Origin of the sequence: Methylobacter marinus A45 (assembly GCF_000383855.1) — a bacterium.
Classification (GTDB): domain Bacteria; phylum Pseudomonadota; class Gammaproteobacteria; order Methylococcales; family Methylomonadaceae; genus Methylobacter; species Methylobacter marinus.
On record NZ_KB912877.1, the window covers coordinates 3,411,639 to 3,437,257 of the forward strand.

Genomic DNA, 25,619 nt, shown 5'->3' on the forward strand with positions numbered 1-25,619 from the left:
TAGTCAGGCAAAGCCAGCATATCGAAACGTTACGAGTCATTCTCCGCAGCCGCGTAGCATGTGTTTTTTGATCTATTGTTAATAAGTATTGCTCCAGTGAGGGTACGTCGATTAGTAGCTTCGCGAAGACATGGATTCTGGGTTTTGCGGGTTAATGATAGTGTCGTTCCACGGCCTAAGCGTTACGGCAACGCTAATTATTTTTTATATATTGCCCTTTCCGGGTTTACGTACAGGACTGCTTCCAACACTGGAACTCTGTTGATCCCCAATCTGTGTATCTGAATCCGCTTAAACGGCAATTCGCTGCGCGGGCGGATCGGTCACCACCGAGGATTCACGTCCGCGGCCAATGACAGTATCGGGAATGCTACCATAGTTGCGGGCAGCTTACATCAGCGCCTTGCGCTTCGGGCCGGTTAAGGGTTTTGTTGTTTTATTAAGGCTGTGATGTTTAATACAGGCGGAATTCGCAAGAGAAGCAAATACCGTAAGTGGAGTTGAAGCCGTCTATCGCCAGATGCTATTAATCATTGCTGATCAATAGCATCTGTACGGTGTTTAGAGCGTTTATTCATTAGTCGGAAACATTACCTTCAGACATGCGTCGCCATGAAAAACAAGCCATTCACTGACCGATAGGGCATTTCCTCGTTCCCACGCGGGAGAGACTGTGAAAGTATTCAATTTAAAGGGTTTAACCACGAAGGACACGAACGCCTCCAAGGATGGAGGCGGTAGAATTGCGTCTGGAACAGCAATCGAGAGCACGAAGTTTTAAGTATTTGATTAACTTAATTTTTTCTTCGTGTCCTCGGCAACTGCTCCTGCGTTGCTCTACCTCCTGCATCCCTGCAGTCGTTCGTGATCTTCGTGGTGAATAAGGCTTTTTATGACGTTTTTCACTAATTCTTTCACAGCCTCGGGAGCATGGGAACCAGGGAAATAGTATCTGTACGGTGTTTAGCTGTGGCTGATTTCGCCTTATATCAAGGTTTTCATATATTCCACCAGTGCCCAGCGTTCTTCATCGGTGTAATCCCGATAAGTGCCGTCCTCTTTTTTGGTCTGGGTATAGCCAGGGCCGCTATGTCCGGTATTCCAGTTACCTGTTAACGTTGTATCGAATTCAAATCCTTTTTTGCCATCGGTTTTGTAACCGACCTGCACGGGGTCGAATTCATTCGTCCCGACAAAGAATTTTTTCACGCGTTGATCTTCAGGCAGCAGGAGCTGATACAGATTAGGCACTGAGCCATTATGCAAAAACGGCGCTGTCGCCCAGATGCCATTAAGCGGCCGGGCCTTATAAGTTGACACAAGTGATAACGGCGCATCCACCAGAGGAGGGGTGCGCATTCCGCTCAACCGGAATGCCAATTCCTGCAACTCTTTTTCCGGCAGGCCGGTTTCGGCCAGTTTGCGTTGTATCGCTCCTTTGACTGCCGCTTTCAGGATCAATACCCTGGAAACTTCTTCCTGGGCTTGTACTTCCTTAGGCTCCAGATAATTCCTAAGCGCTCCCGGATTGGCTTTGTAGGCAAGAATATTCTGTATCATCTGCGGGTCGGTACCGATTTCCTGCAATGTCTTGGCGGATACCGTGGTAACGAATTGCTTGCCGAACTGATTTTTTGGCGTCATCGGGAAATTGCCGGCCGCATCGCGTATATGGTGGCACTGCACGCAATCCTGGGCATAAAGCTGCTTGCCCATCTCCGCTTTAACCGGATCAATTTTGCCCAGGTGCTCAGCGGGCCAGGCCGGTGCCTGCAGCTTTTCGACATAGCCTTCCAGGCGGTCGAGGTTCTGAATATTGACTGTCGAGGTAAATTGGCCGGTGGCCGGAGTACCCGTCAGTTTGAGGTGCGCATAGACGCCCATGACTTCGCCGACATTCCTGGCCAATGGATTGCCCGCGGAGCTATTGTATTGAACCCAGTCCAGTTGCGGAGTGGTCCATAGAAACGGGTAACTGACCGGCGCGTCGGAAGGGCGCTTATTGCCGGGAATGTCTAAATTGGTCGCGCAGATACGGTTTAAAATCGCGCCGAACGCATCCAGTCTGCCATGGCCATAAGGCACGCTGCCTTTGTTCAATTTGACAAGGTCGTCTAAAACCTGGGTATAGGCTATCACACGCTCTTTAAGCGCATCCTGCTCGCCCTGATTCCAGTTGGGATCAAGCACCCTGCGGGCGAAACGGGACATTTTATCGGGATTTGACGTGGTGGCCTTCAGGGATTCCACCAGCTGGGTCAGAAAACCTTCATGATCGGCGTGCGAGGAGCCGCCGTCGATACGAATGAGGTGGCCGTTATAATTAATCTGTGACGTGTGGCAGTTGGAGCAGGTCTGTCCGAGCCAGGTGTCGGTTACGGGATATTTGTCCTGGTTATAAGACGCGCCCAGGAATTCTTTTTTGATATTGAACGAAATGGCGGCCGGATTCTCGTTTTTGACAAAACCGATGGGCAAGCCGTCAGGATTGAGGTTTTTATCGGCCTTTTGAGGAATATACCCCAGTTTTTTCATGTTTTCATCCGAGCGAAACAGCCCGTCATTATCACTTTGCTCCAGAGCGAGAAACCAGTGATAGGGTAATAATTCAGAACCTTGAGATAAATAATAGAAAGCCTGCCGATCGTCATCGGTCCAGCCCTGGTCGAGAAAAACCACGTCCGCCTTATTATCAGGTCGATTTATACCGCCATTTTTAAAAGGATGGGTGCCATCGCAACCTGTGGTTGTGGCCAGCAAGGTTGGAATCAACAGGGTTATAAGTCGACTATTAAATGACATATAGAACTCCAGAATATTTTTATTATTTTTAATCAAAATCCGGATTATTTAGATTCCCCCCGTCTAGCCTTCCCCATCAGGAGAGGGAAGAATAGCGCCGGATTTTGAAGCGTGATGAGTATAGTTAAGACAGTTCCGAAAAAAATCGGAACTGAGTCAAGTATAGTCGACAGAACTAGATTCATTAAGTTGTTTTGTATTTCTTTTTTAGATAATTATTCGATCCCGGTTTTCTTGATTATGAATAATTAACAGGTATTTTATAAGGTATTTGCATTTACTTTTGCTGGTATGAGTATAGTGCGAATGAATTAGCACTTACGGAAGGCATGATTTATCGGCGGGCCGCCGAGAACGGTAAACGGGGATAAAAATCGCTCAACATCGCTCGGTAATTGTCTTTTTAGCACTATTGTTTAAAGTCAGTGGATTATATTTATCAGTGCCCGTTGAATAAATGATGTTACTACGGACAGATAGTCATGCCGCCCGGTGGTGGGAGCGATGCCCACATCGCGACTTGCCGGGCGGTTTAAATCGCGATGTAGGCATCGCTCCCACGGGACGGTATCCGCCCCTATCCTAATCTTCCGCATCGGGCTGATTTTCAGGCGCGGCATTCTGGAACGCGGACTGCTGCATGCAGTTTTCATAAATGCGGCTGATCAAAGGAAATTCGTGCATCTCGCAGTTAAAACGCAAGGCGTTATAAACCTGCGGAATCAGAAACACATCAGCCATGCCGGGGCGGTCGCCCAGGCAATACAGGCCATTGCAGTCATGCTGTTCCAGCAACAGCTCCAGCGCGGACAAACCGTTCTGAACCCAATGGCAGTACCAGGCGTGCCGCGCGTCGTCATAATTCAGCGTGTCCTTGAGATATTGCAGTACGCGCAGGTTGTTAAGCGGATGAATGTCGCAGGCAATCAGTTGCGCCAGGGAACGCATATAGGCCCGGTCAACGGCCGATTCCGGCAGCAATGCGGGGCTGGGATACATCTCTTCCAGGTACTCGATAATCGCCGAGGATTGGGTCAGCACGGTACCGCCGTCGATCAGGGTCGGCACCAGGCCCTGGGGATTAAGCCTCAGGTAATCCTCCCGATGTTGTTCGCCGCCGCTTCTCAGCAGATGGATGGGGCGGATCTGGTAATCGATTCGTTTGATGTTCAGCGCGATCCGCACCCGGAACGAGGCGGAGCTTCTGTAATAACTGTACAAGATTATGGACATGGCTTGACGACCTGCTCGATGGCACCGAAGATGGACTGTCCCTGCGACGTTAACATTTCTATCCTGACCCGGTCCCCATAATACATGAAGGGTGTCACGGCCGCACCGGATTCCACGATTTCAACGACGCGTTGCTCGACAATGCACGAACAGCCGGCCGCCCGATCATAATTGCTGACCGTGCCCGAGCCGATAATCGTGCCGGCACCCAGGCTGCGCGTTTTGGCGGCGTGCTGGATCAGGTGCGCAAAATCAAATTGCATGTCGGTGCCGGCATCGGCCTGGCCAAATAATTGATCATTCCAATGCACGGTCAGCGGCCGATGCAGTTTATTGTCCCGCCAGGCGTCAGCCAGTTCATCAAGCGTCACGGCGACAGGCGAGAAGGCACTGGCTGGCTTGCCATGCAGAAAGCCGAAGCCCTTGGCCAGTTCACCGGGAATCAGGTGGCGTAAGGACACGTCATTGACCAGCATGACCAGTTGGATATGGGCGGCGGCGTCAGCCGCCGAAACGCCCAGGGGAACGTCATCGGTAATCACAGCGACTTCGGCTTCGAAATCGATGCCGTAGTCTTCACTGGCGGCAAGGATGGCGTCACAGGCGCCGAGCAAGATATCGGAGCCGCCCTGATACATCAGCGGGTCCTCGAGCAACGCGGGCGGTAATTCAGCGCCCCTGGCCTTGCGCACGCGCTCGACATGGCTCAGGTAAGCGCTGCCGTCCAGCCATTGATAAGCCCTGGGCAGCGGCGCGGCCATCTGCTCCGGCCTGAACGGCTTCGATTCGCAGGCACCGTTGTTCAGTGCCCGATAGATGTCTTCCAGCCGGGGGCGGATGTTCCGCCAGTCGTCCAGGGCCGCTTGCAGGGTCGGCGCAATATCAGGCGCTGCGACATAGTGCCTCAGTTGCCTGTCGACCACGACCAGTTCGCCGTCCCGGTGCCTTGTTTTAAGCGTGCCGAGTTTCATTTCCAGGAATCCACATAGTCCGGCCATTCGATAGCCGTGGCCTGTTCGCAGACGGCCAGGGCATCGCGGGTATCCACCATGACGGCCACTTCATCGGTCATGCCGCTGCGCTTGCTGTCGGCATTTTTCAGCGCCTTCGGATGCGGGCCGTGCGGAATGCCGCTCGGATGCAGCGTCATCATGCCCGGATAGATATGATCGCGGGAAAAAAACTGGCCGTAGTGGTAAAAAATCAGCTCGTCGTAATCGTCATTGCTGTGGAAAAACGGCACATTCAGGACATGGGGGTCGGATTCAAACGGCCGCGGCACAAACGTGCAGACGACGAAACGGCTGGCGACAAACGTGCTGTGCGCCGACGGCGGCACATGATAGCGATGGCTCATCAACGGCCTGATATCGCGCCAGTTCAGGCGCGCCGGCATCAAGGTGCCGTGCCAGCCGACCGCATCCAGCGGATTGAACGGATAGGTGATGGTGCTCAATTGATCGCGACGCTTGACCATGACGCGCCATTCCGCCTCATCCTGCTGGGCGATAAAGGCCTCATCAATGGCCGGCGTGTCCAGCACCGCCGGATCGAAAATCGCCTGCTGGCTGACCAGGCCTTTGTCCGGCAACCGGTAGCTGTCATTGCTGGCCTCGATCAACAGCGCCTGGACCGGTTCCGTCACATTCATGCGCCACTGCGTGCCGCGCGGCAGCATCAGGTAATCGCCTTCATTGAAGCCTAAGTGGCCGTAATCGCAGAACAAATCGCCGGAGCCCTGATGGATAAAAATCAGCTCATCGCCGTCGGCATTGCGCACCAAGTGATCCATGTGCTCTTGCAATGTCATAAAACGGATCTGCACATTGGCGTTGGTGAACAGCAAGCTCGCGTGCCAGGGGCAATTGCTGGCCGCGGACAGTTTTTTCGCATCGAAGGCGCGCGGCCTTAACGGTCCATCGACCGATTGCCAGCCTGTGGGCGGGTGACGATGATGCATCTGCGTCGCCGGCCCGTAAAAGCCTTCCCTGCCCAGTTCGCGCTCGAAAGTGCCGGCCGGCAGGTCGGCATGTGCCTGACGTGACGCTTGTCCTTCCACTTTGGGTATGCGTATCCAGCTCATCAGATGACTCCACGTTTGATCTGATCGAATTCGATCGCTTCAAAGAGTGCCTGAAAATTGCCTTCGCCAAAGCCTTCGTTGCCTTTTCTCTGGATGATTTCAAAGAAAATCGGTCCGATCACGGTGTTGGTGAAAATCTGCAGCAACAGGCCGACGTCCCGCCCCGGTGCGCCATCGATCAGTATGTGGTCGCGGCGCAGTCGCTCCAGATCTTCCGCATGACCGGGCACGCGCTGATTGACGGCATCATAGTAGGTATCGGGCACATCCATAAAGACGATGCCGTTGGCGCGCAATTGCTCCACGGTGGCATAGATGTCATGGGTATGCAGGGCGATATGTTGAATGCCTTCGCCATGATAGGCGTCGAGGTATTCCTGAATCTGGGATTTGGGGTCGGTCGGTTCATTGATCGGGATGCGTATTTTGCCGCAAGGACTGACCATGGCCCGCGATTTTAAGCCAGTGGCTTTGCCGTGAATGTCAAAATAACGGATTTCGCGAAAATTGAACAGGCGCCGGTAAAACTCGGCCCACTTGTCCATGCCGCCATGGTAAACATTATGGGTCAGATGGTCGATGTCGGTCAGTCCGAGACCTGCGGGCTTTAAATTCACATTATCGATCGGCACGAAATCGACATCATAAATGGAATGGTCGCCGTAACGGTCGATCAGGTAGATCAGGCTGCGGCCAATGCCCCGAATAGCCGGAATATTGAGTTCCATGGGCCCGATATCGTTACGCTGGGGTTCAGCGCCGAGGCTAAGCACTCTATCGAAGCATTCGGCGGCATTTTTAACGCGGATACCAAACGCACAAATGGAGGGGCCGTGCACCTTGGCAAAGGCCTGGGCAAAACTGCTGGGTTCATGATTGATAATGAAATTGATATTACCCTGGCGGTATAGCACGACATCCTTGGAACGATGCCGGGCGACTGCCGTAAAGCCCATGCGGATAAACAGGTTTTCCAACTCCCGGGTATCCGGCGCCGTGTATTCGACAAATTCAAAGCCATCTGTGCCGACTGGATTTGATGGATTATTCATCGTATTGCCTTCTTCTTAAGCTATAACCCATAAGATCAACTTGGAAGGCATTAGTTTCAAAACGCTCGCGGCGGGTCTTTCGGCAAAGCCTCCGGTCTCGCCTGGCCGAAGGCCAGGACGAACGACTGGACCTTGGCTTGATGGCGGTGCCTGCTCGTGAGTTGGGCACTATCTGGCCGAATTTCAGTCTTAATTGAAAGTTATTTTGAATTTAGAGGCGCATCATGAGAGACGATCTCTATAAATCATTGAAAAGCCTTGCACAACAACATCATATCGAAGGATTAAGTCTACCTTCCCTGACGGCTCTTAACGCACATCAAGACGGATATACCATCGATAAGGCCCGGCAGTTTCTGCAGTTTCAGCGTCGCATCGACAGGGAACTGCTCGAGCATCGAGTGATAACCTGTAATCCTTATGCGCTATGGTTTGAACAAGGCAACCAGAACCTGAACCAGATTAAAGCTTTTATCATTCAGTTCTCCGTATTTTCCAACCAGTTCCTGATCGCCCAGCTTAATAAAATGATCCATGCCGACACCCTGGAAACCATGCGGGCATCAAAAGAAATCCTGGCTAATGAATTGGGCGTCAGCTTCAAGCCTCCGGGAAAAAAAATCGATGCCCATGGCCTGGGTTCCACCGAAGGCAGCGTGGAGGGCAGCATATTTCATTTCTCCGCCGGCCATTTTGAATGGCTGTATACCATCGCTAAAAAATTGGGCCTGGATTTTGCCGACATAGGCCAACCCAAACATGGGACCGAATCCACGCTGTTTTTTTGTGATGAATTGATCCGATTGTACGGTGGCGAAAATTACCAGATTTCCCAGGCGGCCAGTTACGCGGTGGAAAACTGGGCCGCGGCCGGATTCTGGGGGCAGTTGATCGAAGGCTTCAGGCGCTTCAATGAGCGTACCGGCCTTAAGCTGCCATTGGGGTTTTTTATCTGGCACGATAAGCTGGAGGCGCAGCACGCTTCGCATACGCAGGAAGAGCTTGAAGAGCTTTATTTTACCCGGCAACTGGATGAAGATCAGTTCATTCATTATGGATGTGAAATGCTGGATGGCGTTGCGGCCTTTTGGGATGGTCTGGATGAGCAGCGCCGTGAACTGGCGGCTGTTCACTGAAGTGGACACAATTCGAGGTATAGCAGCTCCGCCAGCGCGACGGTTATTTTGAATACATAGGGTTGAATTGGCTTGTGTCCCGGAGGGGGCGGGCGCTGCCTGTTAGTATCGGCACCACTCTGGCGTTTGTCTTGGGTCGAATATCCTGAAAGGCACAAGTACCCATAGGGCATAAATGATTCGGCCCTGCTGATTTATCCACTGACGTCCGGCAAGTCGCGATGTAGGCATCGCTCCCACGGGGATGGCCTTGATATTTTTCGCCGAACCTTTAGGCGCCTGAGCCAATTGTCTGCACATTAGCGATTAAGACGGCTCACCCAAGCAATGGCAAAAACTGCCTAAACTGTTCGAGAGCTTCGGGATTGGCCAGCGTCTGCTGATTTCTGACCGGTCGGCTGTGAATGATATCGCGCACCGCAAGCTCGACAATTTTGCCGTTTTTGGTACGCGGGATATCGGTCACTTGCAGGATGAGTGCCGGCACATGGCGAGGCGAGGCATTCTGCCTGATGTGTTGCTTGATGGCGGCTATTAACTGATCGCTTAATTGTAGGCCAGGGCGTAACACCACAAACAAAATAAGCCGGCAATCACCGTCGTGATCCTGCCCGACGATCAGGCTTTCCAACACTTCATCGATTTGCTCTACCTGACGGTATATCTCCGCCGTTCCTATTCTGACACCTCCCGGGTTCAAAACGGCATCGGATCGGCCGTACATGATCATGCCGCCCTGATCGGTTAGGGCTACATAATCGCCGTGACTCCAGGCGCCGGGGAATTTCTCGAAATAAGCGGCATGATACTGGCGCTGGCGCGGATCATTCCAGAATCCAACCGGCATGGAAGGAAACGGCGCCGTACAAACCAATTCGCCTTTTTCGCCTGTTACTGACCGCGCTTTATCATCGTAGACTTCGACTTTCATGCCCAGTCCCCGGCACTGAATTTCGCCGCGCCTGACCGGCAGAATCGGGCAACCCAGGACAAAACAGGAAATGATGTCGGTACCGCCTGAAATAGAGGATAAACAGACATCGGATTTTATCGACTCATAAACGAAATCAAAGCTATCCGGCGCCAACGGCGATCCGGTGGACAAAATCGTACTGAGCGAGGCCAGGCTATGCGTATCCTTAGGCGTAATAGCGGCTTTTTTCAGCGCATGGATATACTTCGCGGAAACGCCGAAGAAATTAATCCGGTAGGCATCGATCAAATCAAACAGGGAATCAGCCGAAGGATAAAGGGGCGAGCCGTCATAAATCACCAGTGTCGCACCCGATGCCAGGCCGGAAACCAGCCAGTTCCACATCATCCAGCCGCAGGTGGTGTAATAAAATAAACAGTCGCCGGCATGAATATCGGTATGCAGCCTGTGCTCTTTCAGGTGCTGGATTAGCGTACCGCCTACGCCATGGACAATGCATTTGGGAGGGCCTGTCGTGCCCGATGAATAAAGAATAAACAGCGGCGCATCAAATGGCATCTGCGCAAATGCAATGGGCTGGTTGTCAGGGAAACCGTCGATATAATCCTGCCAAAGCGTCACCTGATTTTCATTTGCCCCGTCAAAGCTGTTGATTACGGGAATCAGCACGAGTCTTTCAACGGATGGCATGGTTTGTAGCAGCGGCGCTATCTGGCTGGTGCGATCAAAAGTTTTGCCGTTGAAAAAATAACCGTCGCCGACAAATAATACCTTGGGGGTAATCTGGCTGAAGCGATCCACAATGCCGGCCACACCAAAATCAGGCGAACAGCTGCTCCATACCGCTCCCAGGCTGGTTGTCGCCAGCATCGCGATAATGCTTTCAGGCCGATTCGGCAAAACGCCGGCAACCCGATCGCCCAGTATAACGCCATCGTTGCGCAGCGCTTGCGCAAGTTGCGAAACATGGCGGTACAACTCGCCATAAGATATGTGTTGGCTTTCGCCGTTTTCGCCGCGAAAAATAATGGCGCACTGGTTTTCATGGCCTTTAAGCAACAGATTTTCCGCGTAATTAAGCCGCGCCTCTGGAAACCACTTGGTGCCGGGCATTTTGTCGGCATCCGCTACAATTTGTGTCCCTTTGCAGGTAGCGATAATGCCAGCAAACTGCCACATCAGATCCCAAAATGCCGCCGGTTCAGTTATGGACCAGCGGTATAGCTCTTCATAATCCGTGACATTGACATCGCGGCATTCGCGTACTTTCTCCATAAAACGGCTAATATTGGCCTTTTCTTGTCGTTTGACTGATGGCCGCCAAATGACCGGATTCAAATTGCCCTCCTTATTACTCAATGTTCACGAGCGACAAAACCGTACTTACGCATTTCCTGTATGACAAACTGGTTAAACTGCTTTTTTTCTATGTTATCGGTTACTTTATCCATGCTCCATAAGGAGGCGGCTTCGACGCCGTACTCGGCTAAAAGCCTGACATACTCTTGGGCTATACTCCGAATTTTATAATTTTGAAAATCCACAACCACAACAGATTCCGCAGGTACAACGTTACCTTTGTTCATTTGACACCTCCAATATCTCCTGCCGATATTAATCCATGAAAGATTAATAGGTTCCAGAAGCGATAGGGCAGAGCATTTCTCCTGCCTTATAAAGAAAAATGTACAGCATTTCGATATCACATTGCGCCATTTGTACCCGTAGGGATTTCGTCATTACATTTAGGCCTTAACCGTTTGAACCCTCCGGCTTAACTTCATGGCAGTGACCGATAGGGACAAATGGGATCGATGTTTAGCCTCCAGCCATCCAATGAAGGCGACTGGAGGCGCTGCAGGTCATAACGGTCGCCTAGCACTCAGTCAATTTAAATGGCGGTTAAATTGCAGGTGCGAATTCATTTATGCCCTATGGGTACTTTTGCCCTTCATGGTATTCGCACTATTCGCATGCCATGAATACTCTGCAAATTTTACTCGTCAGAACAAGACTGACTAAGGAACACGCATTAAATAACTTCCTCAAGTGTGCGAATACCCTCAGGGGGCACAAGTGAATTCGCACCTACAATTCTCCAATTTATTCCATGCTCATTGCTAAGTACTGGTTTTCACTGTTTTCCGAGAATGCAATGACAGGTTACGCCATCCATTTCCCCCATAACCAAAGCAAGCTTCCAGTGAAACGCACTCCCTGTGGAAACAACATCTTTCGCTTTCTTATAGAGCAGTTAATTAAGCGATAATTCCCAAATCTATAGTGGCAATACTTGGTTGAATCGCATTAATGTAAGGTAATGATGAGTAAGGTATTTATCTTAATTTTTTAATAGGAGAGTGAAGTGCGCTTCATTTTGGAACTTTTGATCTGCTTGAGCAGGTTGATCGTTTAGCTCTATAAGTTGCTGTGGTTAGGCATCAATTGAATGTTATTGCCGCTTATTTTGGGCTCTAGAAAGTAGTATTAAAAATACAAGTTATTGAAAATCAGATTATGAGATAACAATTAATAGCCTGATAAATTTATCGGAATAACTTGATTTATAAAGAGTCAATCGACTCAATGCGAAATAACAATTGAAAAACCGGAATTAAATTCGTGGCTTAGATTTATTAGGAGGATCATGACACTTAGGTTACTATCTTGTAGCGATATCTGAAATGCCTTAGAATCATTGATACTTAACGGTTCGATTTAATCACCCAATAATCTTCAATAAAGTTTAGAAATATTTTTCAAAGTGAACAGAGCTCAAAAGTTCGGCATAATTCGCCCTCACACTAATAAATTAATTACCTTGATCAGGTTGCTGGATGTTATCGTTATCGGATTGACGTTGTGGGCGATTCTTGAGCTCCATGCTATTGAATGGGATCGTAAGTATACCTGGTGGCTTCTGATTTCAGTTGTCTCCTTCGGAATTTTTGCAGAGTTCAATGAGCTATACCGGCACAGTCGAGGCCTATCCATTCAGGCTGAAATAAAACGTATTCTTATTTCATGGTTTTGGGTATTAATTGTAATAATTTGTGCCGATCAAGCTTATCCCCTGGTAGATCCTGTTTTTAGGCAGTATTTTTGGATGTGGATAGGAATGGTGCCTGTAGAGATAGTATCCTGGCACATTATTATCAGTACCGTTGCGGCTATCATAAGAAAAAATGGCAGAAATACCCGTCGCGTTGCGATTGTCGGGGCAACGCGATTAGGGGGCGAATTAAAAAGGATATTTATCGAAGATGAATCAATGGGGCTGCATTTTGTCGGCTTTTACGATGACCGGCAGAAAATAGAGGACGGCAGGGGCGTCCTGGCTGAAAATAAATTGGAAGGAAACTTGCAGCAACTGATCAAAAATGCCAAGGAGGGCGCTATTGATATTGTTTATATTACACTTCCCTTACGAGCCGAGCATCGAATTAAGGATTTGATTGAACAGTTATCGGATTCAACTGTTTCGGTTTATTATGTGCCTGATTTATTTGTATTTGATCTGCTTAGATCCAGCCTGCATCATATAAAAGGCATACCTGTCATCAGTATACTTGATACCCCGTTCTATGGGGTTGACGGCATTATAAAAAGAGTTTTCGATATACTGTTAAGTCTGATTATTTTAATAATCATTGCAATACCATTTGTAATCATCAGTATAAGTGTTAGAATGAGCTCGCCTGGCGCCGTGATCTTTAAACAAAGGCGATACGGCATCGGCGGCGAAAAAATAGTCGTCTGGAAATTCAGAACGATGACTGTTAGTGAAGATGGCGATAAGGTTAAACAAGCAAAAAAGAATGACCCCAGGGTAACGAAATTGGGTGCTTTTTTAAGACGTACATCATTGGATGAATTGCCTCAATTTATTAACGTATTACAGGGAAGAATGTCAATCGTTGGCCCCAGGCCTCATGCGGTAGCGCATAACGAATGGTATCGTGGACAAATAAAAGGTTACATGCTCAGGCATAAGGTAAAGCCGGGTATAACCGGATATGCGCAAATCAATGGATATCGAGGCGAAACGGATACCTTGGATAAAATGGAAGGAAGAATAGAATATGATCTGGCCTATATAAGAAACTGGTCTCTATGGCTAGATATGAAGATCATATTTTTGACCATATTTAAAGGTTTTTTGGGAGCGAAGGCCTACTAGCGAATTTGAATATTGTACTTTAGTACAATATTCAAATAGAAAAAAACAATTATAATCGCAACTGTGCTGGATTTTTAACGTTCAGGAAGAACAAAGTTAATGAAGTTATACCATTTTATAAGGGGCGGATTGTAGGGGGTAAAGGGTTTGCTGATTTTTGTGCAAACTTATCAAAAATTCCTTCAGCCTAGGTATTTTGGCTATTTGGTTTTTCCCAAATAATATGAAAGTTCTAAATATTAATGTGGCATAAAGTAGTGTTTCCGGCGTTTTGAAATTAACGGCTGGATGCCATTAATAAATATTAGGAGTGGTGGGTTGTATGGTGCGTGACCAACCGGGTGGTTGGCATGTTTCACGGATGATTAAGGCCAAACCTGTTGTGAAGCAGGGGCGGAAAACCGCGAGTCTTGAGAAATGGTTTTATCAAGATAGTCGGGTTGCAAATTATGATAATTTATAATTTGTTGCAGGTTTTTGTCATGAAAAAAATTTTTTTTAGTTTTGTATTATTGTCCGTACTTTCTTTTGGTGCAAACGCGGCTACTTTAACACTAACAGAAGCAGATCCCGATTTGACTGATCAGGCTAATATGGCGGTTAATTTTGGTGGCACCGGTCAATTGGTTTCCGGTTCTGGCCAAATTTCGGGCTCGGTCGATCATATTTGGGGTATTGAATCTAATCCAGGAGCTTCATACGTTTCGTCTTTCTCAATTACAACGCCACAAAGCACTGCATTTATAGATGGGGTTAATCTTTATGCGGACAGTTCTTTAACTACATTACTAGTAGCGGCGACTCAGGTTGGTCCTGAGTGGAAATTTAGTTATTTGTTGGCAGCAAATACTCAGTATTTCATAAATGTACTAGCTCATGGAACTGGTAGCTATACTCTTAATGTTCAAACACCAATTCCAGCTGCCGTTTGGTTATTCGGCTCAGCTTTGATGGGATTGGTCGGCTTTTCACGTCGTAAAGGCAATTCAGCACAATCTGTTGCATAAGGAAATTAATTTTTCCGTTATACTAAAGGGGCGTTCTGCCCCTTTTTTAATTTTTATAAAACAGAAATAAAAAATTATGTCGTTTCTTATCAGAATTGTTTTGCTGTCAACGATTTTTTTTATTCAAACTGCCCGCGCTGACTCTTATCAATATACGGTTAACCCTGGTGATATTCTCGATATTTCGGTTTGGAATGAGGAAGCCCTGCAACAGGAATTGCGTGTATTACCCGATGGCAGCATCAGTTTCCCTCTAGCTGGAAATTTCCAGGTTGCCGGTAAATCGATAGATCAGATAGAGGCTATTCTGAAAGAAAGACTCGCAGAGTATATTGCCGATCCGGTGGTTAATATTTCGGTCAAATCGGTTGAAGGCAATGCTATTTATGTGATCGGCCAAGTGAAAAAACCCGGCCAGTTCGTTATGTATCAACCGATGGATGTTATGCAGATGTTGAGTCTTGCCGGCGGTTTGACAGCATTCGCAAAAGCCAATGATATTGTCATTCTGCGTCGTAACGGCGACAAATCCGAATCCATCGAGTTTGAGTACAGCGATGCGGAAGACGGCGATAAACTGGAAAATAACCACTTGCTGCAGAGTGGAGATGTCATTGTAGTGCCTTGATCGCGCTTTATAAACTAAGCAATAAGCGTAGATTGAGCACATGAAAACAATCTTCAGTAAGCAAGAGTCTTATGCAAGCCGCGCGAGGATAGCATTCATTATTGGTGCATTCGCTTTTTGTTCAGGTATCGATGCCGCTGAATGGGGGGTAAATGCCACTATAAATCAGGCGTTATCCTATAACGACAATGTCAGAATGTCTCAAAATCCGCAAGGCTCGGTTATTTACGACTTAACGCCTACCATTAATTTTACGCGTAAAACCGAAGTGTGGGATATAGTGGGCATGGCCAGTTATGGCCTCCAGCATTATACTGAGATAGAACAGTTCAATAACAACCCGCAGCATTACGGATTGATCACCGCTTATAGGACCGAGCGTAGTAATCTGGGATTAAGTGCAAATTACTCTATTGCACCCAGCCAGAATTTCGCGGAACAGGACACAGGTAATTTTTCATCCAATGCGGATCGTAAAAACCTGTCAGTCACGCCAAGCTATTCTTATAGATTTACGGAGTTGGATAGTCTGATCGGTTCAGCCTCCTATTCAAAATCAACCTATTCCAACGGCGGTTCTAATAATGGAGCCGACTTTAATAATTTTAATGATAACGAAAATAAGTCGGTCAATATAGGTTGGCAGCGGCAGTGGAGTGAATTGTTTATGCAGTCCATTTCCGTATTTTATACAAATTATGAATCGACAGGGCAGGTAAACTCGAACAGCGACAGTTACGGGATAAATCTCTCATCGTCATATCAATTTTCTGAAAAATGGCAATTCAGCGGTACTATTGGCGGGCGAATCACTGACACAAGCACAGAGACAGTGATTATCCCCGGTCTGTTGACGGCAATCGAGCAAAATACCACAGAAGGGTTTTTAGCGGACGTCGGTGTTCACTATAAAGGAGAAAGGCTGTCATCAAATTTCGGCGTAAGCCGGTCGCTAGTGCCTTCCGGTCAGGGACAGTTAACTGAACAAACACGGGTCAGTCTGGACTTGTCGTATCAGATAACCGAACGGCTTTCGAGCGGGGTGGCGGCCAGCTATCAGGAAACGGATTCAGCCAGCGGCGATGATGACAGCTTAGGAATAAGCCGCACTAATACGCGGATTTCACCTCATGTGGACTGGAAATTAACGCAGGATTGGTTGATGTCGGCATCCTATGCCTACAGAAAGCAGGATAGCGGGAATTCCGCAGCAATAACTGGTTCAAGGGGTGCCACAGGAAACGGAGATTCAAATATATTTATGTTATCCATTAATTACAATTGGCCCGGTTTAAGTATTTCAAGATAGAGACTGCAATGGAAGAAAATGTTAAAACCCTGAAAGATTACCTGCAAATGGCGCGCAGGCGTAAATACATCATTGCCATCCCCGCGCTTTTATTGTTGATCGCCAGTGTTGTGGTGGCATTAATTTTACCGCCGGTTTTTCAATCGCAAGCCACCATTTTGATTGAGCAGCAGCAAATTCCAACCGATCTGGTCAAGTCAACCGTCACCAGCTATGCGGACGAGCGCATCAGCCTGATTCAGCAACGGGTTATGACGACCGACAATTTAACGAAAATCATTAACAAATTTGGCCTGTACCCTAAGGAAAGGGGAAAACTGACGGCGGCGGAGCTGGCTGAACAGTTCCGGATGAGTGCCCACCTTGAGCTTGTCAATGCCGATGTGATCAGTAATGGGAGGCACAGCAAGGCAACCCTTGCATTCAAATTGTCATTTGATGATAAAGATCCGCAGCAGGCACAAAAAGTCACCAATGAACTGGTAACCTTGTTTTTGAACGAAAATGTCCGTAACCGGACGGAACGGGCCGAGGAAACAACCCTGTTTCTGGAAGAAGAGGCGCAGAAATTCAAGCTCGATATTCAGAAAATTGAAAATGAATTGGCTGAATATAAAGAAAAATACAGGGACAGCCTGCCGGAATTATTGTCTGTCAATTTATCAATGATCAGCCGTATCGAAAGTGAAATCCAGCAATTGGGCCTGCGGGAAAAAATGCTTGATGAACGGAAAATCAGTTTAAGGTCGCAAATGGCCGTTGCCAGTCAAGGTCTACTTGTTTCATCGGCTTCCGATGGACATGCGCCGACATCGCTCGCAGAACTAAAACAAGAACAGGCACGTTTATTGAGCAAATACTCACCAGCACACCCCGACGTTATACGAATTAAACGACAAGTTGAAATACTTGAAGCGGAACAAAACATTGAGCAGTCTGGGGAAAGTCCCACATTGCAGGAAGCGAAACAGGAACTGGCAAAATTACAGCAGCACTATTCTGATAATCATCCCGATGTTAAGGCTGCCCAACGCAAAGTAGCCGAACTGACGGATTCGAAAAAACCGTCCTCAGCCAAAAAGCTGGCGAATCAAATTACTAATAATCCAGCAATGTTGCAAATTAAAAGCGAAATGGATGTGGCTGATATTGAGCTGGCCAGCATTAGAAGGCACCAGGCCGAATTGCAGCAAAAATTAAAATCGTTGGAAATGAGCGTGTCTCAAACGCATCAAGTTGAACGTGGTTACTATGAATTGATGAGGGATTTGGATAATAACAAAGCTAAATACAATGAACTCAAGGCAAAGCAACTTGAAGCCAAATTGGCACAGACATTGGAGGAAGAGCAAAAGGCTGAAAAATTCAGTTTGCTGGAACCACCGCGTCTGCCTAGCAAACCAATCAAACCTAACCGGTTTAAAATACTGTTCATGGGTTTCATGGTTTCCATGGGTGCCGGTTTGGGTGCCGGTTATTTGAGGGAAATGATGGACGGCAGCATCAGAGGGCATCGTTCACTGGCGCATATTACCGGGATGGAGCCTCTGGTTGTAGTGCCATATATTGAAAATCAGGAAGACCGGGATCGGACCAGAAAAAATATTATCAGCTTCAGCATTATAGCGGGAATATTGTTTTTGGGAATGATAGTATCCGTGCATATGCTTTACATGCCGCTTGATATTTTATGGTTCAAAGCCTGGAACCGGTTGGGGCTGATATAAAACACTAGTACTCAATCTAATAATGACGATAAATTGTAGGTGCGAATTCATTTATGCCCTATGGGTACTTGTGCCCTGCAAGGGTATTCGCACTATGAGTACTCTACAAATTTTACGCGTAAGAACAAGGTTATTTCTAAGCGCGTAGTAGGCTGGGTTGGAGCTTTGCGGAAACCCAGCATAAGGGGCATTCGAAATGCTGGGTTTATCAAGCCAGCCTACGCACTGACCAGTAAATTGTAGGTGCGAATTTATTAGCACTATTATGAATGCTCTGCAAATTTTACTTGTGCTCTTTATGATATTTGACCCGCAAGAGCCTAAATTAATACGATAAAGTAACATCATGAGTTAATTAAAGATCGATTTAACAACCAATCGCTACCGCAATAAACGGAACAAAAAACGTGGCGCGCATAACATCAGTTAATAAACGAAATTAGAGCTTTTCATGAAATAACTTTATTCAGAAGAACTATTAAGGGAAAAGCAATATTATTGGTTTAAACTTCTTATGCAGATTTTATTATTTATATCGCGACAGAAAAGGCCGTACACATGTAAATATATCTATACTCTCAGCAATAGGTATACAATCGGGTATAGATGGACAACAGTGAACATGGGGCAATGAAATTGGAACAGATAGAGCAAACTTTAAATAAAAACAATAAATTGGAACAACCTGAGCCTGCCGGTCCAAAAAAAAACAAGCATCCCGAGGACCAACCGATAGTCTATGCGCAGACCAAAGTGCAGGCGGTCAATCAGGATGTGATGAAAGAGCGCAGAGTGGTCGCGATGCTGAAGCATGATCCGAGAGCCGAAGTATTCCGGATGTTACGCACCAAAGTCCTCAAACAGTTGCGGGAAAACAATTGGAACAGTTTTGCCATCACCGCTCCGACACAAGGCGCGGGAAAATCGATGATTGCTGCCAATCTGGCTATCGCAATGTCCATGGAGGTCAATCAGACAGTACTGCTTGTTGATCTGGATTTAAGATATCCAAAATTACACTGGTATTTCGATCTAGAGGTCGAACTGGGGTTGAAAGATTACCTTATGTCCGATATACCCTTGTCCGATATTCTGATAAATCCCGGAGGCTATTGGCTAACGGGCACTGAGACCGTAAAAAACGATATAGCGTTATCTGATATCCTGATAAATCCCGGATTTCAGCGTTTAGTGTTATTGCCTGGTAGAAGCCAGACGATAGACGCTTCGGAAATGCTGTCCAGCCCCAGAATGAAGAGTTTGATTGAAGATATAAAAAGCCGTTATGAATCAAGAATCATAATATTTGATTTGCCGCCCATTCTGTCCACGGATGATGTTCTGGCCAGTATGGACTATTTCAATGCAGCCTTGCTGGTGGTTGAAGAGGGCGGCAATAAACCGGAAGAAGTAACTAGGGCTTTGCAGATGCTGTCGGGCACTCAATTGTTGGGCACCGTACTAAACAAATCGGAAACCCTGCCCGATCATCAAGGATATTATTAACCGAGATTGTAGGTGCGAATTCATTCGCACTGTGTGAACCTATGCTTTACCGTTCGCCCTGAGCCTGTCGAAGGATGAGTGAACAAGTTATTTAGTAATGGGCATGGAATAAATCAGGGAATTGTAGGTGCGAATTCACTTGTGCCCTTCAGGGTATTCGCACTGTGCGGATAAATCCGCACCTACATCTGAAATTCGTCCGCGCACTTGAGGAAGTTATTTTATGCGCGTTCCTTAGGATTCGGCCGTAACAATTTTCCTGGTTAATAGGGATATACCGGTGACAGAAGGAGCATCGATCGCAATTTACGCGCTTCACTACATTCAGCACATGAGGGAGGCGAATATAGAAGTGGGAGCGATGCCCTCATCGCGACTAAAGGACTAACTGGGCCATTTTAAATCGCGACGTAATATTCAAAAGGCATAAAGACATCGTTCCCACAGGAACGCTCTTAACTTGAAGGGATATCGACATAACCGAATCCTTAGCAACTCAGGTTCGACAAGGTTCTCCCTGGCTTGCCGAAGAAAGGGGGGCTCGAGCAGCTAATGCTAGAGACTTATGTGGCACCGATGCGGCAAAGCACGTTAAAGTTTGATAGGGCATGACCCGATAGGGCAAACGGGATAAAAATCACCCGACTCTAACGTCCCTTCTTAAGGGTAAATTAAAGTAGACCGGCCAAAATTTCTGGAAAGTAATAGTTATTGTCTATGATTATTCACGATAAGATAACTTCTAGAAGGACGGAAGTTTTAAACTCATTACGCTGATTATCAATAGACATATTTTTGATGGGCAATAATGTGGTTGGCAATAAGTTTGACTATAATAAATTATATTGTGCGAGAAAACTTGGCTCCGATTATTGCAGTTGGAAAAATTTCTAACGGGATTATTTTTACCTGCTAACTTTCTATTAGGGACTTAATGTGCGTAAATAGAAAATAATCGCCTTGTATTTTAAAATTGTTTAAATTAAAAATTTGATTGAGCTGCTTTGGGATGTGATGATGAAAAAAAATATATTTAATGTTAAGCGGATTCTTTTATTGTTTTGCCTGTTTTCAAGCTCATCCTATGCACAGGATTATTATGTTTGTAACAATGGAAGTGATGGCAACTCCGGCACGTCACCCTATGAACCTTGGGCAACATTTGATTATGCCATGTCAAAATTTGGTAAATTAAACGCTGGCGAATCCATCTTATTTTGTAGAGGCGGAACATTTACTTCCTCTTATCCCGGGCTATTTAACCAAAACTGTACTCAGGATGTACCTTGCACCATAGCCGATTATATACCTCCAAATATAGCGCCTACAGATGCCAAACTGCCAATTATTAAAAGTAGCGGCACTAACGGGGTTTTGAATTTCCAGGATGGCGGTCCGGCCGATCATGATGAAGGCTATGTGGTCCGGAATCTGTCGCTCAAGGGAAATGGTACCGGTAACGGTGTTTTCCTATACAACGATGTGGATTTTGTAACAATTGATGGACTTATTATAAATGGTTTTGATATCGGCATGTACTCAGCGGGCGCTAATGCGCCTAATATGGGGGCAAATCAGATCAATGAAAATATAGTTTTAAAAAATTCAGTTATTACTAATAATAAAGGCCAAGGTTGGCTAGGGGGATGTAAGGACTGTGTAATAGATCATAATAAATTCATCAATAATGGGTTTGCTAAAAAGAAATTTAACCATAATATTTATATCGCTGGTGACTATAATATTGGCATTACGGTTTCTAATAATACCCTGTACAAATCAGCTATAGTGGATGGCAAATGTTATGGTGTTTCCCTGGTTGTTCATGGGGTTATAAAAGATTTGACCATTAAAAATAATACAATTTATGAAGATATTGGCGCCGCCCATCAATCGTGTTGGGGTATTGCGGTTGATCCCGGTTATGACCATAAAGAAGAATCCTTTAGTAATGTTGTGATTGCTGACAACAAGATAATCAATGTCGGCAATTTAGGTATCGGCTGCGCTTCCTGCACGGATTTACAGATTTTGAACAATACCATAACGCATTCCCAGGATTTTGGGTTCGTTGGAATTAAGGTGCCCGATAGGCCTGAGGATACCGTTAAATCCGATCGTATAGAAATTACAGGCAATTATATTGATTTGCTGGATGCTAATAACAGAGGTAAACAGGGTATAGTTATTCCCGATACAGGAAATATCAATATAGAAGCAAATGAGGTTTATGTGTCAAGGTAAATAAATTAATATATGCGCTTATGGATGGTTTAATCTTTATTATCGGTTTTATCGGTAGCTATGCCGTCAATAATACTGTTAACTTAATGACATCGGATTAGCGTCTTTATGTGCAATTGTTTTTGTTTCGATAATCATTATAAACAGTATTTAGGGCATATAGTAGATTTTGAAATCATTTCAATAATCACCAGTCTCTTATCCAAAAGTCGCCGTTTTCTCCGCCCTTTTCAGTTTATAAATAATTATCTGGATTAGCCAACATTTATTTCCGCATTGGCAAAAAGGTACGACAACAATCTGTAATCGGTAACAGCGGCATTAATAAGACCAAAGTCCGTATTTATCTCGAGGCTAGAAACATTAAACGTTATATAGGAAAGATTTCTGACGTTATTATGAACGTCTGGAATTTGAGATCAATGAGAAGTTACGCATTAACAGGCAACGTAGATAATATGAAAATTAAACTAATCGTAGTTTGGTAAATATCCAGTGGTGGTAATAGAAATAACTAGCTCCTCAGCAGGTAATTAAAAAATGAATTCACAAGCTATCAGTTTGAAGAAACGGACATTCAAAGCAGGAAGTTGGGTACTAACCGGACACTTGTTTTCGCAGTTCTTGCGCTTTGGTGGTAATCTGATTTTGACCCGTTTGCTAGTGCCAGAAATGTTCGGGGTAATGGCCATTGTGAATGTGATTTTAGCGGGCTTGGCGATGTTTTCCGATGTCGGCTTGCTTCAGAATATTGTGCAGAGCAAGCGTGGAGAAGAACGCGATTACCTAAATACGGCCTGGACAATTCAGATAATCAGAGGTTTTTTGATTTTTTCCATCACTTTAGTTATAAGTGCAAGCCTATATTATCTTAATCAATTTGGCTATTTATCACCTGATACTGCTTATGGTAACACTGACTTACCCTTGATATTGGCTGTTATGTCGATAACGGCAGCTATTGCTGGGTTTAATTCTATCCAATTATCACTGTTAAATAGAAAACTGATGATGGGGAAACTAGTGATGATAGAAATTATCAGCCAATTAGTTGGCCTTGTCTTTATGATTTTATGGGCATGGAAAACTCATGATATATGGGCGCTGGTATTCGGCACTGTTATTTCGAGTAGTACAAAAATGATTTTATCCCATACTGAAAACATAGGTGAACGTTGCCAATTTTGCTGGGATAGTGAGACAGTTAGTGAAATCATTCATTTTGGCAAATGGATATTTGCATCCTCTATTTTAGGCTTTTTGTTAAATCAGGGTGATAGATTGCTTCTCGGTGGGCTAATAAGTGCCGAAATGTTGGGTGTTTATTCAGTGGCTTTTTTTCTTGCAACAGCAGTCAAAGATTTACTGATGAAATTAGTTAGCTCAGTATTTTTTCCTGTATTGAGTGAAACAAACAGAAATAACCCATCAGAACTGGAAAGTATCTATTACAAAGTCAGGTACAAAATCGATGCGATAACAATGTTTGCAGCTGGCATTTTATACTCAATGGGTAGTTATATTGTCGCTACCTTGTATGACAGCAGATACAGCGAAGCTGGCTGGATGTTACAGACTTTATCCATAACTTTAATAAGTGTTGGTTATATGCTTGCAAGCCAATGTTTTTTAGCTACTGGTAAACCAAAACTCGAAATGGTGCAAATAGCTGTTCAATTATTAAGTCTGTATTTATTATTGCCGATAAGTTTTTATTTTTATGGTATGAGAGGGGCTGTCTGGGTGATAGCTTTGACCTCGCTCATACGATTAATTTGCTCTCTCGTTCTGATGAAAAAATATTTATTTATCCGTATTAAGTCTGAGTTTTATGGGTTGCCATTTATTGCTATAGGTTGGCTGGTTGGAAGCACAATAAGGAAAATACTAGTAGTATGATGTAAACTTAATAATGGCAGACTCTCCAATACCTGGAGTGACAGAGTCTGTGCAATTTATGTAAAAAATTGATTGAGCGGAGGTATCATGTCAATGTCATTGTGCCAAAGGCAAAACTATTAACTTTCAAATAACAATTAATACGGACGATTAAAAAATCATTTCGATTTATTAGCCGTTAGCGTCACTTACCTGGAACCAAAGCGACTAATTACAAGCCTTGATTGTACCTGATGCTTTTTATAATAGCTAAACAGGATGGGCTGAGTTCCGTTCTTCAGTCTAGAAGTTTAGCTATCGAATAACAACAGGTAATAATTGCTCGATAGAATTGAGTTATCTGTATTTTAAATAGATTAAAAAATATTTCTCATAAAATTTAATTTTCTTATGTATTTATGATCCTAATGGAAGATGTACAATTCTAGTTGGTTTGCCTACGTCATTTTAGCCTTATGGCCATTGGTTGCTGTATGGCTATATCGATCTAAATCAGTAACGGAAGCGACTTTATGGACTATTCTTGGCGGGCATATGTTTCTGCCGGTCAGAACAATGGTTGACTTACCGATGATCCCTCCTCTTGGCAAGGAATCCATTCCTGCTCTCGCAGCTTTTTTAGGTTGCAGATTTATAGCAGGTCGGAGAATTTCTTTTTTTAGTCAGCGCCGTGACTGGGTGTTCTGGTTATTGCTACTGTTTATATTAGAACCTTTTATTACCGCGGAATTGAATGGTGATGCTATTTTTGTCGGTGGTTACCGATTGCCTCCGATGGAACACTATGACGCGCTATCCGCAGTAATCAATCAGATAATTATTATTATGCCATTTTTTCTTGGACGGCAGCTGTTTCGGACCGAGGAGGATCATGCCCTTCTGTTTCGGATTCTTATTTTGGCAGGATTATTTTATTCATTGTTGATGTTATTCGAGGTGCGCATGAGTCCTCAGTTACATAGCTGGTTGTATGGTTATTTCCCGCATAGTTTCGCTCAGCAAAGAAGATTTGACGGTTTTCGCCCAGTTGTTTTTATGGGGCATGGGCTTTGGGTAGCTTTTTTTGCAGCCATTACAGTTATAGCGGCAACAGTATTTTGGCAGTTAAAAATCAAAGTGCTTAGATTTTCACCGGCAGGCGTTTCTTATTATTTATTGTTAGTGCTATTGTTGTGTAAAAGTGTAGCTTCCGTTATGTATGGTTATGCTGCATTTCTTTTGATTAAAATGACTTCATTTAAAACTCAGCTTCGAGCAGCCAGAATGTTGGTATTAATAGCACTGCTTTATCCGAGCATGAGTATCATGAATGTTTTTCCTCACCAGACCCTGATGGGATGGGCTGAATCAGTGAGTGCTGAACGCGCGGAATCATTGGGTTTCCGTTTTAAAAACGAAGATATGTTGCTGAATCATGCGCGGCAACGCTTATTTTTTGGTTGGGGTGGTTGGGGACGTAATCGTGTTCATAATGAAGAGACTGGCGATGATATCTCTGTAACGGATGGAAAATGGATTATCACTTTCGGAGTATTCGGCTGGCTGGGTTTTATCGCTGAATTCGGACTTTTGGCGTTGCCGGTGTTTCGTGCCGTATCGGTTTTTAAGTGGGCTAAAACGCAACAAGAAAAGACATTTCTATCGGCACACGCACTTCTTATCGGGATAGTTATGCTAGACCAGTTACCTAATGCTTCGTTGGCACCTTGGTTATGGTTGGTGGCTGGTGTGCTGCTCGGCCGTACTGAAGCTATTTTTGATGAAAGCAAGACACAAGGGGAAGGGCGGCAGGTTCTTATAGCGCAGGTCTAACTAGTAAGGATTGATTTAAAAATATGATAATAAGCGAAATTGTCCCAACAGACGTTCAAGTTATTTC

At 45.5% G+C, this 25,619-nt stretch carries 17 protein-coding genes and 1 riboswitch; of the genes, 10 read left to right on the top strand and 7 right to left on the bottom strand.

Translation table 11 applies throughout. The annotated features are described in order from the left end of the window. Positions 1-984: 984 nt before the first annotated feature. The 5 genes from METMA_RS0116315 to hppD form a co-directional block, all read right to left on the bottom strand. A complete protein-coding gene (locus METMA_RS0116315; protein WP_156830524.1) occupies positions 985-2,802 on the bottom strand; it encodes a di-heme-cytochrome C peroxidase in 1,818 nt (605 codons plus the stop codon). 582 nt (positions 2,803-3,384) lie between these two features. Further along, positions 3,385-4,035: a maleylacetoacetate isomerase gene (maiA, locus tag METMA_RS0116320; protein WP_020160182.1), complete on the bottom strand. Its 651-nt coding sequence runs from the start codon at positions 4,033-4,035 to the stop codon at positions 3,385-3,387. After that, positions 4,026-5,006 carry a fumarylacetoacetate hydrolase family protein gene (locus METMA_RS0116325; protein ID WP_020160183.1) on the bottom strand — a complete coding sequence of 327 codons (981 nt, stop codon included), beginning with the start codon at positions 5,004-5,006 and terminating at the stop codon, positions 4,026-4,028. The genes maiA and METMA_RS0116325 overlap by 10 nt, the downstream gene beginning before the upstream one ends. Further along, positions 5,003-6,118 (bottom strand): homogentisate 1,2-dioxygenase, encoded by a 1,116-nt coding sequence (locus tag METMA_RS0116330; RefSeq protein WP_020160184.1) that lies wholly within the window; start codon positions 6,116-6,118, stop codon positions 5,003-5,005. Before METMA_RS0116330 ends, METMA_RS0116325 begins: the two co-directional genes overlap by 4 nt. Beyond that, positions 6,118-7,170 carry a 4-hydroxyphenylpyruvate dioxygenase gene (hppD, locus tag METMA_RS0116335; RefSeq protein ID WP_020160185.1) on the bottom strand — a complete coding sequence of 351 codons (1,053 nt, stop codon included), beginning with the start codon at positions 7,168-7,170 and terminating at the stop codon, positions 6,118-6,120. Before hppD ends, METMA_RS0116330 begins: the two co-directional genes overlap by 1 nt. A gap of 224 nt (positions 7,171-7,394) precedes the next feature. On the opposite strand from hppD, the gene METMA_RS0116340 reads away from it, so the two are divergent. Continuing rightward, on the top strand, positions 7,395-8,306 hold the full coding sequence (locus METMA_RS0116340; RefSeq protein WP_020160186.1) for an adenine nucleotide alpha hydrolase family protein: 912 nt from the start codon (positions 7,395-7,397) through the stop codon (positions 8,304-8,306). Positions 8,307-8,622: 316 nt separating this feature from the next. Here the strand turns inward: METMA_RS0116340 and METMA_RS0116345 are convergent, their stop codons facing one another. Both METMA_RS0116345 and METMA_RS0116350 read right to left on the bottom strand, forming a co-directional pair. Next, positions 8,623-10,578 carry an acetoacetate--CoA ligase gene (locus tag METMA_RS0116345; protein WP_040591266.1) on the bottom strand — a complete coding sequence of 652 codons (1,956 nt, stop codon included), beginning with the start codon at positions 10,576-10,578 and terminating at the stop codon, positions 8,623-8,625. Between the two features lie 17 nt (positions 10,579-10,595). After that, entirely contained in the window at positions 10,596-10,826 is a 231-nt protein-coding gene (locus METMA_RS0116350) for a hypothetical protein (protein ID WP_020160188.1), read from the bottom strand. Between the two features lie 1,178 nt (positions 10,827-12,004). Between METMA_RS0116350 and METMA_RS0116355 the strand changes: the two genes are divergently transcribed. The 9 genes from METMA_RS0116355 (at position 12,005) to METMA_RS24855 (ending at position 25,552) form a co-directional block, all read left to right on the top strand. Then, a complete protein-coding gene (locus METMA_RS0116355) occupies positions 12,005-13,420 on the top strand; it encodes an undecaprenyl-phosphate glucose phosphotransferase (RefSeq protein WP_027147393.1) in 1,416 nt (471 codons plus the stop codon). A gap of 360 nt (positions 13,421-13,780) precedes the next feature. Then, positions 13,781-13,868: riboswitch (cyclic di-GMP riboswitch) on the top strand. Positions 13,869-13,902: 34 nt separating this feature from the next. After that, complete coding sequence (locus tag METMA_RS27085) at positions 13,903-14,427, top strand: hypothetical protein (protein ID WP_156830526.1); 525 nt, start codon at positions 13,903-13,905, stop codon at positions 14,425-14,427. A 76-nt stretch (positions 14,428-14,503) separates the two neighbouring features. Beyond that, complete coding sequence (locus METMA_RS0116360; RefSeq protein WP_020160190.1) at positions 14,504-15,055, top strand: polysaccharide biosynthesis/export family protein; 552 nt, start codon at positions 14,504-14,506, stop codon at positions 15,053-15,055. A gap of 40 nt (positions 15,056-15,095) precedes the next feature. Continuing rightward, positions 15,096-16,364 carry a porin family protein gene (locus tag METMA_RS0116365; protein ID WP_156830527.1) on the top strand — a complete coding sequence of 423 codons (1,269 nt, stop codon included), beginning with the start codon at positions 15,096-15,098 and terminating at the stop codon, positions 16,362-16,364. Positions 16,365-16,372: 8 nt separating this feature from the next. Next, entirely contained in the window at positions 16,373-18,091 is a 1,719-nt protein-coding gene (locus METMA_RS0116370) for a Wzz/FepE/Etk N-terminal domain-containing protein (protein ID WP_020160192.1), read from the top strand. 630 nt (positions 18,092-18,721) lie between these two features. Further along, a complete protein-coding gene (locus METMA_RS0116375; RefSeq protein WP_156830528.1) occupies positions 18,722-19,597 on the top strand; it encodes a CpsD/CapB family tyrosine-protein kinase in 876 nt (291 codons plus the stop codon). Between the two features lie 990 nt (positions 19,598-20,587). Then, positions 20,588-21,841, top strand: a complete 1,254-nt coding sequence (locus METMA_RS24850) for a right-handed parallel beta-helix repeat-containing protein (RefSeq protein ID WP_232216369.1) — start codon at positions 20,588-20,590, stop codon at positions 21,839-21,841. A gap of 540 nt (positions 21,842-22,381) precedes the next feature. Continuing rightward, entirely contained in the window at positions 22,382-23,740 is a 1,359-nt protein-coding gene (locus METMA_RS0116385) for an oligosaccharide flippase family protein (protein WP_020160195.1), read from the top strand. 414 nt (positions 23,741-24,154) lie between these two features. Further along, entirely contained in the window at positions 24,155-25,552 is a 1,398-nt protein-coding gene (locus METMA_RS24855) for a hypothetical protein (protein WP_156830529.1), read from the top strand. Positions 25,553-25,619 lie beyond the last annotated feature (67 nt).